This window comes from Merdibacter massiliensis, from assembly GCF_900155395.1.
Classification (GTDB): domain Bacteria; phylum Bacillota_I; class Bacilli_A; order Erysipelotrichales; family Erysipelotrichaceae; genus Merdibacter; species Merdibacter massiliensis.
Map to the genome: position 1 here is coordinate 57517 of NZ_LT699711.1, position 12787 is coordinate 70303.

The 12787-nt window shown below is 54.9% G+C and carries 14 protein-coding genes; 1 reads left to right on the top strand and 13 read right to left on the bottom strand.

What is annotated here, in order from left to right; all coding sequences use genetic code 11:
* Positions 1 to 122: 122 nt before the first annotated feature.
* The 9 genes from BQ9859_RS02315 to BQ9859_RS02355 form a co-directional block, all read right to left on the bottom strand.
* A complete protein-coding gene (locus BQ9859_RS02315; protein WP_075876662.1) occupies positions 123 to 905 on the bottom strand; it encodes a DUF4366 domain-containing protein in 783 nt (260 codons plus the stop codon).
* The gene (locus BQ9859_RS02320) at positions 895 to 1149 is read right to left on the bottom strand and encodes a DUF4315 family protein (protein WP_002576345.1); all 255 of its coding nucleotides are present in this window, start codon (positions 1147 to 1149) and stop codon (positions 895 to 897) included. Before BQ9859_RS02320 ends, BQ9859_RS02315 begins: the two co-directional genes overlap by 11 nt.
* 33 nt (positions 1150 to 1182) lie before the next feature.
* Positions 1183 to 2916, bottom strand: a complete 1734-nt coding sequence (locus BQ9859_RS02325; protein ID WP_002576346.1) for a C40 family peptidase — start codon at positions 2914 to 2916, stop codon at positions 1183 to 1185.
* The gene (locus BQ9859_RS02330; RefSeq protein WP_002576347.1) at positions 2909 to 3289 is read right to left on the bottom strand and encodes a DUF3851 domain-containing protein; all 381 of its coding nucleotides are present in this window, start codon (positions 3287 to 3289) and stop codon (positions 2909 to 2911) included. Before BQ9859_RS02330 ends, BQ9859_RS02325 begins: the two co-directional genes overlap by 8 nt.
* Positions 3286 to 5733, bottom strand: a complete 2448-nt coding sequence (locus BQ9859_RS02335; RefSeq protein ID WP_002576348.1) for a VirB4-like conjugal transfer ATPase, CD1110 family — start codon at positions 5731 to 5733, stop codon at positions 3286 to 3288. Before BQ9859_RS02335 ends, BQ9859_RS02330 begins: the two co-directional genes overlap by 4 nt.
* Positions 5663 to 6079, bottom strand: coding sequence for a PrgI family protein (locus tag BQ9859_RS02340; RefSeq protein WP_007045884.1), 417 nt, complete (start codon positions 6077 to 6079; stop codon positions 5663 to 5665). Before BQ9859_RS02340 ends, BQ9859_RS02335 begins: the two co-directional genes overlap by 71 nt.
* 22 nt (positions 6080 to 6101) lie before the next feature.
* The gene (locus BQ9859_RS02345) at positions 6102 to 6971 is read right to left on the bottom strand and encodes a VirB6/TrbL-like conjugal transfer protein, CD1112 family (protein ID WP_002576349.1); all 870 of its coding nucleotides are present in this window, start codon (positions 6969 to 6971) and stop codon (positions 6102 to 6104) included.
* A gap of 70 nt (positions 6972 to 7041) precedes the next feature.
* On the bottom strand, positions 7042 to 7206 hold the full coding sequence (locus tag BQ9859_RS12935) for a Maff2 family mobile element protein (protein WP_075876664.1): 165 nt from the start codon (positions 7204 to 7206) through the stop codon (positions 7042 to 7044).
* Positions 7207 to 7227: 21 nt separating this feature from the next.
* Positions 7228 to 8844 (bottom strand): recombinase family protein, encoded by a 1617-nt coding sequence (locus BQ9859_RS02355; protein ID WP_075876666.1) that lies wholly within the window; start codon positions 8842 to 8844, stop codon positions 7228 to 7230.
* Positions 8845 to 9059: 215 nt separating this feature from the next.
* Between BQ9859_RS02355 and BQ9859_RS02360 the strand changes: the two genes are divergently transcribed.
* A complete protein-coding gene (locus tag BQ9859_RS02360; RefSeq protein ID WP_075876668.1) occupies positions 9060 to 9554 on the top strand; it encodes an AAA family ATPase in 495 nt (164 codons plus the stop codon).
* Between the two features lie 154 nt (positions 9555 to 9708).
* Here the strand turns inward: BQ9859_RS02360 and BQ9859_RS02365 are convergent, their stop codons facing one another.
* From BQ9859_RS02365 to BQ9859_RS02380, 4 genes are all read right to left on the bottom strand, one after another.
* On the bottom strand, positions 9709 to 11316 hold the full coding sequence (locus tag BQ9859_RS02365; protein WP_075876670.1) for an IS1182 family transposase: 1608 nt from the start codon (positions 11314 to 11316) through the stop codon (positions 9709 to 9711).
* 125 nt (positions 11317 to 11441) lie between these two features.
* Positions 11442 to 11627, bottom strand: a complete 186-nt coding sequence (locus BQ9859_RS02370) for a transposon-encoded TnpW family protein (protein ID WP_075876671.1) — start codon at positions 11625 to 11627, stop codon at positions 11442 to 11444.
* A gap of 12 nt (positions 11628 to 11639) precedes the next feature.
* Positions 11640 to 12473 carry an ATP-binding protein gene (locus tag BQ9859_RS02375; RefSeq protein ID WP_075876673.1) on the bottom strand — a complete coding sequence of 278 codons (834 nt, stop codon included), beginning with the start codon at positions 12471 to 12473 and terminating at the stop codon, positions 11640 to 11642.
* On the bottom strand, positions 12470 to 12787 hold a 318-nt coding region (locus BQ9859_RS02380), incomplete at its 5' end, for a hypothetical protein (protein WP_456237770.1). The genes BQ9859_RS02375 and BQ9859_RS02380, both read right to left, overlap by 4 nt.

Sequence of the window (12787 nt, forward strand, 5' to 3'; positions counted from 1 at the left end):
GCGGTAGGTTCCGCAGCCATAGCAGGGGGGGCCGGGAGATAAAGAGGGAGGACGGGAAGCTGCCTTCCCGCCCTCCGGCCTGCGCGTCATCATGGGTTCATAAGGGCTGTCGGTGAACCGGGTCATTGGGCCGGGTTCTCGCTTTCCTCATCGCCGCCCCCGCCGGCGTCCTCCGGCTCGTCAGATTCCTCGGTCTCCCAAGGGTCCTCGTCCTCCTGTTCGGTATCGTCCTCGCCGTAGTCGTAATCATCCAGGTTGTCGCTGCCCTTGGTCTTGGGCTTCTGCTTGATGAATTTGAAGTAGACCAGCGCACCGATGCCGCCCAGCACAGCCAGCACCACCAGCAGCATCGCCGGGTTCAGCCCTGCCGGTTCCTGTTCCGGCTCCGGCTCTGTTTCCGGGTCAGGGGTGGGTTCCGGCTCCTGGCCCGTACACTCTGCCATATTCACGGCGCACACCGGGCAGGCCGTATTCACCGCACCGGCGGCGCACTTTTCCGTGCAGTTGCAGACGGCGGGCGTTTCCTCCGCCGTCTCGCCGTCCTCCATCAGCGCCTCCAGGTCGGCCTCGTCCACCTGGTTCAAGAAGTGGACGGCGGTCTCCTTGTCCTCGTTGGCGCGGTCAATGAGGATGTAAAAATAGTTACCCGCCTTGGTGGTGACGGTGATGAGCTGCTTGTTGCCGCCAAAGTCATCCACCAGGGCGGCGTTGCCCTCCGGGGTCAGGGCGGGGCTGTCCTCGGTTTCCTCCACCACCACGTTGCTGTCGTTGGTGGCGTCCGCCGCCGGTGTGGCCGTGGGCGCAGGGTCAGTGCCCTGGGCAAAGGCGGTCACAGAGAAGCCGCCCATCAGCATCAGGCAGGTGCAAAGGGCGGCAAAGGTTCTGAAAATCTTTTTATTCTTCATGGGTCATTTCCTCCTGTTCGGGATTGGCAGAACCCACCGCCCGGCCGGGCACCATGCCGCCAGACAGCATGGCGGACAGCTGGGCCGGGGTCATACGCAGGGCGCGGACCATCTGGACGATCTCCAGGTTCTCCGCCTCGGTTTTCTGCGCTTCCAGGTCTTTCAGCTTTTCCTGCTGTTCCGCGATCTTCTCGCGGGTTTTGGCGATCTCCTGGTCGATGCGCTCGATTTTGTTTTTAGCCATAGTCAAATCACTCCTATTCTTCATAAAAATTTGTCACCAGTTCATCAAGCCGTAGCCCTTGATGCACTCGTAGGTCAGGGAATAACTCTTGATTTTGCAGGCGTCGCCGGAATTACCCTCTACGGTGTAAACCCGGCTGCCGTCGGTGCCCACTACGATGCCCACATGGTCGGCGCTGCCATCCAAGTCCCAATCGAAGAAGATAGCGTCGCCTGGGGCGATGTTGGCGTAATCCCGCCCGCCCCATTGTCCGTGCGACTGGAACCAGGGGATGCCCTGGGACTGGCAGGCGGCAAAGCGCGGCTCGGAAAGGCCCATCTGGCCGTAACACCAGGACACGAAGCAAGCGCACCACTCCACGCGGGAATTAAAGCCGTACCAGCTCCAATAGGGCTGGCCGCCCACGTTGCCCACCTGGCTTTTGGCGATGTCCACCACCGCCTGATTGCCGGGCCGGGTGCCGTTGACAAACTCCACACCGGCCAAACTCTCGGAATCGCTGGTGTCGGCGGACCCGCCGCCGAAGATCAGGGGCTTGTTGCCCAGCGTCTGCCGGTACACCTGGTACATTTCCAGCTGATCCGGCGTCAGCAGCTCCAACGCCACGGAGGAGATGGGCTTGCTGGTGAGGGTCACATTTAAGATGTAGTAGTTGTAGGGCACTTCCACGTCATACTCGTTGCCCTCGCTGTCTGTCCGGGTCTCGGTGCGGTAGCGCACCTCCACTTCCTCGGTCAGCGTCAGCTGGTATTGGGCCGCGAAAATGCGTTCCAGCTCCGCCTGGGCGCTTGCCCGCGTGTAGCCTTGCAGCACAGCGGACAGGTAGGCCGCCAGCTCGTGGGGGTCGTGGCCGATCATATCCAGGTCATAGCGGTACTCGTCATAGCCGGGGTGGCTGCTCTCGATGTTGTCGATCTCGGCTTGCAGCGCGGCCTCCTTGGCGGCGTAGTTGGCCTCCACCGCCACCAGCTCCGGGTCATCCGATGGGTAGGTGGTGCCGGAGATCATCGAACCGATGCTCTGCGCCATCATGGAGCAGGAGGACATGGTGTTGAGCAGCAAGCAGACGATTAAAAATAGGCCCAGGGCGATGCCAAAGCCCTTTTTATGGCGCATCACATAGGCCCCGGCCTGCTGGGCTTTCTCCTTGACCGTCTTGGCCGCTTTGCCGGTCTTTTGGGCGGCACCGGCGGCGCTCCCGCCGGACTGTGCGGCCCGTTTGGCGGCGGCGTACTGCTTCTTGATCTGCTGTTTCTGCTGCCAGCGGGACAGCGGGTTGCTGGCTGCCGCAGGGTTTTCATAGACAGACTTCTGGAACAGCGCCTCGATGTTGGCCTTTTCCAGCTTCCGCTCGGCCTGGGCGGCCTTGCGGTAAGGTTTCAGTTTGTGGCTGCGGTAGCCCTCCCTCGCCAGATGCACGCCGGTCTCTACGGCTTCCTCAGACTTGTGGGCGCTTTCCACGCCCACGTTACCGTCCTCGGTCTTGCGGATCTCCTGGTGGAGCTTGCCCGCCACTGCGTTGCCCGGCGCGTCCCGCACTGTATGGGACAGTTTGGAGGGCGGCCGGGGCTTATCCTCCAGCACCAGCTTGGTCGTGACCTTGCCGGTCTTGGGGTCCACCTCGGCCCGTTTGACCTGCTTTTTCGGGATTTTTGCCTGCGCCTTGTCCGCTTTGACGGCGGCCTTCTCCGCCTTGCGGATGGGCTTTTCCAGCGCCGGGTCCGCCCGTTCTTCCTCCGTGAAGCGCAGGCGCGGTTCCTTAATCAAACCATTCCCCCAGCATGAGGGAGGCCGCCATGCTGGAAAGCTCCGCATAGGCCGCCAGCCCCAGCGGACCCACGAAGCGGCACTCGGTCAGGCAGGCGTAGAGCTGGGCCACTACGTCGGCCAAAATCTGGACCTCGGTGCCCTCCAGCACAGTCTCACCGGCCTGCCCGCGCTGGACCTTGGCGGCGCACAGAATCTCCACCAGCCGCAGCAGGCCGGTCTCGCCGGTCTCGGTCAGTTCAGCGGCCTGATCCGCCGCCGTGCGGCACTCGGAAACGGCGTCCGCCATCGCCGTCAGGAGCGCGGTGCGCTGGGTTTCCAGCGCCCGGTCCAGAAACATCATGTGGTCGTTATGCAGAATTTCGGGTTTCATCGTCCATCAGCCTCCTTCATTTCCTGGGGTTTGGTCGTCATAATGCGATACAGTTCGGTGTTTTTCGGGAAGTGATCCACAAAGGGCAGAATCGTGGAGCCGTAGAACAGCAGCCCCTCGCCCTCGCCGGAGTGGGTCACATAGGACAGCTGGTGCGGGGAAATGCCCAGCTGCCGGGCCAAAATCTGCCGGTCGCCGCCCGCCTGGTTGAGCATATACACGAAGTCGGAGTTTTCAAAGATGTTCTCCACCTCGCGGGAAGAAAGCAGGTCCTTCACGTTCTGGGTGATCCCGGTCGGGATGCCGCCCCACTTTCTGAACCGCTTCCAAATCTCCACCGTATAGGCGGCGGTCTGTTCCTCTTTGAGCAGCAGGTGCATCTCGTCGATGTAGTAGCGGGTGGACTTACGGGCCGCCCGGTTGATGGTGACGCGGTTCCACACCTGGTCCTGCACCACCAGCATCCCGATCTTTTTCAGCTGCTTGCCCAGCTCCTTGATGTCATAGCAAACAATGCGGTTGTTGATGTCCACGTTGCTGCGGTGGTTGAACACGTTGAGGGAGCCGGTGACGTAGATTTCCAGCGCCGTGGCGATGTACTGCGCCTCTTTCTCATCCTGCGCCCGCAGCAGGTCGTATAAATCCTCCAGAATGGGCATATTCTCCGGGCGCGGATCGTTGAGGTAGTCCTGATAGACCAGCCGCACACAGCGGTCAATGATGGTTTTCTGTACCGGCTGTAATCCGTCCTTTCCGCCCACGATCAGCTCGCACAGCGACAAGATGAAGTCGCTCTTCAGCGACAGCGGGCTTTCATCGTCCGAATAGTCCAGGTTCAGGTCCATCGGGTTGATGTAGTTGGTGGAGGTGGGCGAGATTTTGATGACCTGCCCGTGCAGGCGCTCCACCAGCGGCGCGTACTCGGCCTCCGGGTCGCAGATAATGACATCATCCGAAGTCAGCAGGAAGCAGTTGGCGATCTCGCGCTTGGCCGAAAAGCTCTTGCCGGAACCGGGCGTACCCAGAATCAGGCCGTTGGGGTTTTTCAGCAGCTTGCGGTCCACCATGATGAGGTTATTGGACAGGGCGTTGATGCCGTAGTACAGCGCCTCTTTTCCGTTCTGAAAAAGCTCTTGGGTGGTGAACGGCACGAAGATGGCGGTAGAGCTGGTAGTCAGCCCCCGCTGAATTTCCACCTGGTTCAGCCCCAGCGGCAGAGAGGACATCAAGCCTTCCTCCTGCTGGAAGTCCAGCCGGGTCAGCTGGCAGTTGTACTTCTGTGCGATGGAACTGGCCTGGAAGATGTTGTTGCCCAGCTGGCGGGGATTGTCGGCGGTGTTCAGCACCAGGAACGTCACCAGGAACATCCGCTCGTTGCGGCTTTGCAGGTCCTGCAACAGCTTCTTGGCCTCGGCCCCGTAGGTGGCAAGGTCGGACGGGATGATGTCCATGTCATACCCGGCGCGGACGGCCTTTTTCTGTTCCTCGATCTTGCTGCGGTCCAGGTCGGTGATTTTCCGCTTTACCGTCTTGATGGCCTTCACCTGATCCACCGACTGGATGTGCAGATTCACAATGAGGGAACTTTCCATATCGAGAAAGTCCGCCAGCATACGGTCATTCAGCTCCGGGGCCAGAATCTGCACGAAGCTGACGGCCCCGTACTTCTTTCCCATGCGGAACTGCTTGCCGGTACGGAACTCGAAGCCGGACGGCGCGATAAAGTCCTTGGTGGAAAGGCCGCTGGGAGCCAGCCAGTCCCACTCGAACTGGAAGGGCGCCTGCTCGTCCATGTGGAAGATGGCGTGAAGCTGGGCCAGCCGGGCTTTGCCGTCCAGAACCTCGGCGGCCACGCCCAACCGCTTAAAGTTGTTCAGCACATCGGTCTCGATGCGCTCCAGACGGGGCTTGGCGGAGCGGATGCTGTCGGCCTCGATGGAAAAGGTCAGGTACTTGGTCTTGATAAGGCCGTTGTTGCCCCGCGCCAGCTGGTTTTGCAGCATCTGCGTGTACTCCACCCGGATGGGGTCAAAGTCATCCCCCTGGGCCGGGATGGTAATGCTGTTGGCGAAGGTCTCCTGGGACGCCGCCAGGTTCAAAAAGGACAACTGGAAACGGATGGAGCTGTCGAAGTAGTTGAGGAAATCGCACCAGCCTTCAAAGATGGCGGTCTTGTCCTCGTTCTGGCTGAGCTGGTAGTTGATGTCCTGGAACTGAATGGTCTTGGTGTAGCGGCCATCCGCCACCTTGCAGATGCCGTCCGGCCACATCCGCTCATAGGGGATGCTGTCCTGGGCGGACCGCTCCTTTTTGCCCGTGCGGTTGGCGCGGGCAATCGCTGCCTCGATTTGTTTGCGTTCGGCGCGGGTCAGCTTACGCCGGGGTTTGGTCTGCGGCTCTGCCGGTTCGGCCTGCCGCTTTGTCTTTGCCGCGAACAATGTCATACACCTCCTTGTCGAGATTTGCCTGCCGCTCCAACACGGCATAGAAGTTGTTGGTGCGGTAGGGGCGCTGCTTGGGCCGGATGACGGCCACCTTGAGGATGTTGCCGATGATCTTTTCCAGGGGCTGGCCGTGTTTTTCATACATCGCCAGCATGAAAAAGGGCAGCATGACGAGCATCATGCACATGGCCGCCACGCTGTTGCCAGCAGGCCCCCGGAGCAAAAAGAAAAGCGGCACGCCGATGAGCGCCCCGCAGCCGAAGCAGACAAGCTGCCTCTTGGTTAAGTTGAACGCGACCTTGGTTTTGACTTTCGTCAGGTCTTTGGGTACGGGTACATAAGCCATTGGTAAATTCCCTCCCTCCGGGTCAATGTGCGTTGAATACGGCTTTGGACAGGCTGCCGGTCTTGAACAGCGTAAAGCAAAGCAGCACGGTGTAGCCCACGCAGCTCCAGATTGCCATGATGATGTCCTCCTCGGTGGCGATGTTCTGCACCAGCACGGCGTAGATCGCCACGCAGACGATAATCAAAAACGCCTGGAAGCCCAGGGCCAGCAGGCTGCGCAGGTAGTTCTGGCCCATGCCGCCCCATTCCTTGCCCATCATGGTCGCCATCGGGATGGGGGCCACCGACGTGACAAGGTAAATTTCGATCGTACGGCCATAAATCACGATGAAAATGCAGATATACAGCGCCCACATGGTAATGCCGATAAAGAGCGACTGGAACCACAGGCCGAACAGCGGCCCCAGGTCCATATCCATCAGCCGGGACTCCATATCGGTCATAACAGCGGAGATGTCGATGGAAGCGTCCGAGCCGATGATGCCGGACGCCTGGGCCACCACGCTTTGGGCCATATCGAACACGGCCATGACGAGGTTCCAGGTGTTGGTGACGAGCAAAATCGCGGCGGCGGACTTGAACACCCATTTGAAGATCATCCAGGTGTCCACATCATGCAGGTTGTTGCGGTCGGTAATCATCTGGATCAGCTCCAGCGTCATCACGATGGCCAGGATCACGCCAGCAATCGGCACCATGATGGAGTTGGAAAGGTTCTGGATCATACTGAAAATGCTGCCGTTCCACCCCTGCGGGGTCTGGCCCACCTGCGTGGCGATGTCCGCGACCTGCTGGTTCACACTGTCGAACATCCCCGTTAAGTTTCCCATGATGCCGCCCACCAGCATCTCTTTCAGCCAGTTGGTCAGGGCATCCAATAAGAAATCCATACGGTGTCAAACCTCCTTTCAGCCCCTCCCGCTGTGCGCGGGAGGGGACGAGGATTTCAGCGGGGTACGATCAGACGGTGAACAGGCCGGACAGCAGCGGTACGAGGACCATGCCAACGATGGCGACGCCCGCGCCGGCCATCAGCTGTTTCATGCCCTGGCTTTTTGCTTGTGTGCTATAAAGAAGCAATAGAAGTATAAAAAATTTTGCCGTTCCTATCCGGCACTTGGCCATTGTGTCGGATAGGTCGGGCGGTTATTCGGGCAAGTCAATCTTGCCGACAAAGCTGTAATAAATCTCAATGTCCTGCCTGCGGGTGCCGTTCTCGTCGTAGCTGCACTCATGCACCACGATTTTCTCAATCATTTCCCGCAAGAGGGTGGGGGTCAGTTCTTCAAAGGCAAGGTGCTTGCGGACAATGCCCATGAATTTCTCAGCGTTGACGGAGGCTGCCTGTGACTTGTCCAGTTCGGCTTGCAGGGCGGCGGCTCTCTTTTTCAGTTCCGCTTGCTCGGCTTCATAGTCAGCCGACAGTTCCATGAAACGCTCGTCGCTGATTTTGCCATTTACATTGTCCTCATACAGCCGCTTAATCATGCGGCTAATTTCAGAAATGCGCTCCTGCGCCTGTTCAAGCTGCTTGGTGGCTGCGGCGGTCTTTCGCTTGCCGCCGATCTCGTTCTGCTGGACAAGCAGCTTCACAAACCGGCTCTCATGCTTGGCTGCGTATTCGGTCACTTGCCGGAGATTGGAGAGGACACCAGCGGTCAACAGGTCGGTGCGGATAAAGTGCGCCGTACAGTTGCGGGTGCGCTTCTTATAGCTGCCGCAAATGTAACAGTCCTGCTTGCGGTCTTTGTTCTGATACCGCTGCTGATACAGCACATGGCCGCAGTCGGCGCAGAACAAAATCCCGGAGAACAGCCCCACTTCATCGTAGCGGTTCGGGCGTTTGCGCTGTTTGCGTAACTCCTGCACACGCTCCCATGTTTCCGTGTCGATCAGCGGCTCATGGTGGTTCTCAAAAATGGCCTGCTTCTCGATGGGGTTCTCTATGCTGTGCTTGACCTTATAAGAGGGCTTTTCCGTCTTGAAGTTCACCAGACAGCCGGTGTACTCTCGGTTTTCAAGGATATGCACCACGGTGTTGGTCGCCCATTTGCACTCATAGCCGGGGTGATAACGGCGGGTGCTGCCTGTCCGCTGATATTCCAGCGTCCCCGGCGTGGGGATTTGCTGCTCCGTCAGCATACGGGCAATCTTGGTCGGGCCGTTCCCGGCAAGGCAAAGCTGGTAAATCTGCTGTACCACCGGGGCGGCTTCTTCGTCTATGATGAAGTTTTCGTCCTCGTCCATGAGATAGCCATAAACCGGCTTGCTGGTAACAGGCTTGCCGCTCATGCCTTTTGACTTTTTCACTGCCTTGATTTTCTTGCTCGTATCTCTCACCAGCCATTCGTTGAACAAATTTCGCAGCGGGGTAAAATCGTTGTCCATGCCCTCGCTGGCACTGTCCACATTATCGTTGACAGCGATAAAGCGGACACCCTTTTGAGGGAACAGCATTTCTGTATAAAACCCCACTTGCAGGTAATTTCGCCCCAGCCTCGACATATCCTTGACGATCACTGTGCCTACTTTCCCGGCTTCAATATCCGCAAGCATGGCTTGAAAACCGGGTCTTTGGAAGTTTGCGCCGGAATAACCGTCATCGGTGTACCAGCGCAGATTGGTAAATCCATTCTGTTTTGCGTAGGCTTCGAGTATCCTTTTCTGGTTCGATATGGAATTGCTCTCGCCTTGCAGGTCATCGTCTTTGGATAATCTCGGATAAAGGGCGGTAATCAGGTTTTGGGTGGCTTGTCTTAACATAAAATCCTCCGTTTCCGACAGCCAGCCCCACTATTCCGTATTTTTATCATACCACATGGGGCGGCTGTCTGTATAGCGGCAAAAGCGTCAAAACTGCTTCTTTACAGTCGGTTAAAGTGACAGTTTTATTTGCAAGGGTTCTAACGGTGGCTTATCTCCTATATTTGTGCTATACTTGTTTAGAAAACAGCAAATTATATTTGGAGAGATTACATATGAAGCGTTTGTTTATCATTGGCGGTACTATGGGGATTGGAAAAAGTACCGTTAGCCAAATCTTAAAGCAGAAATTACCTAACAGCGTATTTCTTGACGGGGATTGGTGCTGGGATTCCAGTCCATTTCAAGTTACCGCTGAAACAAAAGAAATGGTCTTAAAAAATATTTGTGCGGTATTAAATAATTTTCTCAAATGCTCTGCCTATGAGAATGTTATTTTTTGTTGGGTAATGCACGAACAATCCATTATTGACACAATCATTTCTTGCCTTGACACCGCTGACTGCCGTATCATAGCCGTATCTCTGATTTGTTCAGAACAGGAACTTGTTGAACGCTTGCGAAAGGATGTGACTGCGGGTATTCGTACTCCTGATGTGATTGAGCGAAGTGTGCAGCGTATTCCACTTTATCAGAAATTGAACACAATCAAAGTGAACACATCTGGAAAAAATGCAGCAGACGTGGCGCAAGAGATCGCTGCACTATAAGAACACTCCAGAGGGTGTCGCAAAATTATCAAATTAGATGATAGAGCGACTCCCTCGCTTAATCTAAAGGGAAAAACGGAAGTAATCTCACCTGTACTGTGGCTTACCTCCGTTTTTTGGCGTACTTTAATAAAGATATTTGTTTTTTCTATTTTTAAGCAGGTTTTTTCACAGGAAATAAATGTTTTCCTGTTCGGTCATTCTGTATTTTCGCGTGAAGTTTATTGAGATTATACCCCATACTAAGTAAAAGAATCTCCAGTTTTACTTTAGTTTTCCCACGGAGCAAAAATCTTTGAAATTCATAATCGTTTTTCAGGACTCCGAATGCTCCTTCCACTTGGATCGAACGGTTCATCCGATATAGAATCCCTGTCTCACTTAGGATATTTTCATACGATTCCTGTCGTTTCTCTAAAAAGTTTTTGGAGACGTACAGTCGTTTGTTCCCTTTTGCTTTTGTACATTTCTCTTTATAAGGACAGCCTGTACAGTCTTCGCATTCATAGACGGTTACTTTGGATTCATAGCCGCTTTTACTTGTCTTCTTTTTCAGGAAGATCGGCTGCAGTTTCTTCCCCGCATGGCAGGTATAGGTATCTGTCCTTTCATCATAACCCATGTTCTCCCGTTTACTGATATCCTTTTTAAAACTCCTCTTTTTCCATTTCTCATACGTTTGTGGTTTGATATAGGGCTTTTGTTTCTGCTCCCTCAGATAACTGTAACCTTCTTCGCTTTCATATCCTGAATCTGCCGTTACACTGGGATAACGGAATCCAAGTTTTTCTTCCATCCTTTTCAAGAAAGGAACAAGAGTCCAAACGTCATTGCGGTCCTGGAAAATGTCTGTTGCTACAATGTATTCGCTATCCACCGCGATCTGTACGTTATATCCCGGTTTCAACTGGGCGTTGCGCATATGGTCATCCTTCATGTGCATGAATGTGGCATCCGGATCGGTCTTGCAGTAATTATTCCGCCCCTGAAAACTGGCGGTGTGCCAGTCGTAGATTGTCTGACGTTCCAGAAAACGCCGGAACAGTTCCAGATATTTCTGGTTACGACTTTTGCGCTTTCCTCTGCCATGGACAAAAACAGTATGCTGTTCTTCGCAGATCTGTTCCAAAAATCGGCAGATCTCCTGAAGATCCTGTGTCCTTGTGGCTTCAGTTACCTGGAAACTTTGTATGTATTCCTGATTCAAAAGCAAAACTGCCTCCTGTATCTTCTGGAACATTTTTGTTTCCCATTTCCCTACAGATTTTTTCCAGACGAAAGTATATTTGTTTGCACAGGCCTCCAATTTTGTTCCATCAATAAAAACGGTTTCCTTCGACAGCTCGCCCGCATTTTTCAGTCTCTTTACCATTTGATAGAAGAGATCTTCACAGGCATCCGCCAGGAATCCGGTACGGAAACGTGCGATCGTGCTGTGGTCAGGTGCTTTCTGCCCGGAGAGTAGCCACATAAAGTTGATATCTCGTCTGCATGCCGTTTCGATTTTTCTGGATGAATAAATGTTCTGGGAATAAGCATAGGTCAGGATCTTGAACATGGTCTTTGGATCCACTGCCGGATTTCTGCCTTTGGCAGAGTAAGCCTGATACAGCAAGCTGTAATCTAATTCCTCCAATTCGTGGCTCAGCAGTCGGACAGAATCATCATCAGGAACCAAACCTTCCAAATTTAATGGCAAAACCAGTTGATAAGGCTCGCCGAATTCGGTATAATTTTTATGGTATTTTTGGTTAGTAGGCATATCTAATTATACCATGGATTACGGACTCTTCGGGGTCCGTTTTCTGTTTTCAAGCATAAAAATGAAGCCATTGCTCCATAGATGATTACTCATCTATTTTGCAACGGCCCCTTTTCTATGTCCCGTCATATCGCCGGTTTTTGTGTCACAGCTTCGGCCTGCAATACCTTTGCCATTTTGTCGGCGGCGGTTTCGTTGCTGCCCTGCTTGAAAAAGCCGGACACTACAAGGACAGAGTTGCCCATGCGGATTTCCGTCACGCAGTCGGGGCGGCGGGGATTGGTGCGGGTTGTCTGCTTGTTATCTGCCATAGGCTACTCCTTTCACTCGTTCATCAGATTTTTCAGCCGTTCCAGCTTGGCCTGTGCGGTTTCCCTGCGGAAATTGTCGCCCGTAAAACGGACGGGGGCGCACATTTCCAGCAGCCGGTCATAGATACGGGCATGGGCGGTGTCCGACGGGTTCTGGATTTGCTGCAAGGTCAGGTTGGTGGTGACGATCAGCGGCCTGCGGCTGCGGTATCGGCTGTCAATGACGCTGTAAACCTGTTCCAGCCCGTATTCTGTTCCACGCTCCATGCCGAAATCGTCCAAAATCAGCAGCGGATAGCGGTAGAGCCGGGAGATGTACTCGTTCCTGCCCTCAAAGCTGGCAGCAAGGTCGTTGAGGATTGCGGCAAAGTTCGTCATGCGAACGGGGATTTCTTTCTCCATCAGGGCGTTTGCGATACAGCCCGCAAGGTAGCTTTTGCCGGTTCCCACACCACCCCAAAAGAGATAGCCGATGTTCTCGGTCTGCATGGTTTCCCAATGCTCCGCATAGAACCGGGCAACGGCGGTCTGCGGATTCCTGCCGTTGTCGTTTTCAAATGTCCAGTCCCGCATGGCGGTATCGGAAAATCCCCGGCGTTTCAAGTCCTCTACGGTGTCAAGGTGCCTGCGCTGCTGTTCGGCGGCTTCACGCTCAATCCGATGCGCCCTCTGGCAGTCGCACTCTGCCGGGTGTCGGTCAAGCCCGAAAAGCGTCTTGCCCTCCGGGAAGTAGGCTTCTTTGGGCTTGCGGCATTTCCCGCAGTAAAGCAAACCGTCCTCGCCTGTGTAGTCACCGCTGTCCGGCTCGGTATCCGGCAGCAGATTGATATTTTCGATTTTGTTCATAAACTTTCTCCCTCCTTGCAGGTGTAGTTCGGGATGCCCTGTTTCGGGGCGCCCTTTTTATCGTTCTCTGCCCAGATCCGCAGGGCGGCGGCATAATTCTGGTAGGTTCTCCCGTTGGCGGCAAGGTAGCGGCTCATTTCCTCGATGAACCGTTCCAGTCTGTCCTGGTATTCTGCCTGTAACTGGTCATACTCGGCTTCGGTCAGAAAAACATTCTCATATCTGCCAAACGGCTTGTGCGGCTCTCCACTCACTCCCATTGTTTGGTTTTCTATCAGGTTGTTTATAGTAAGGTTGTTAGGGGTCGGTTTTCC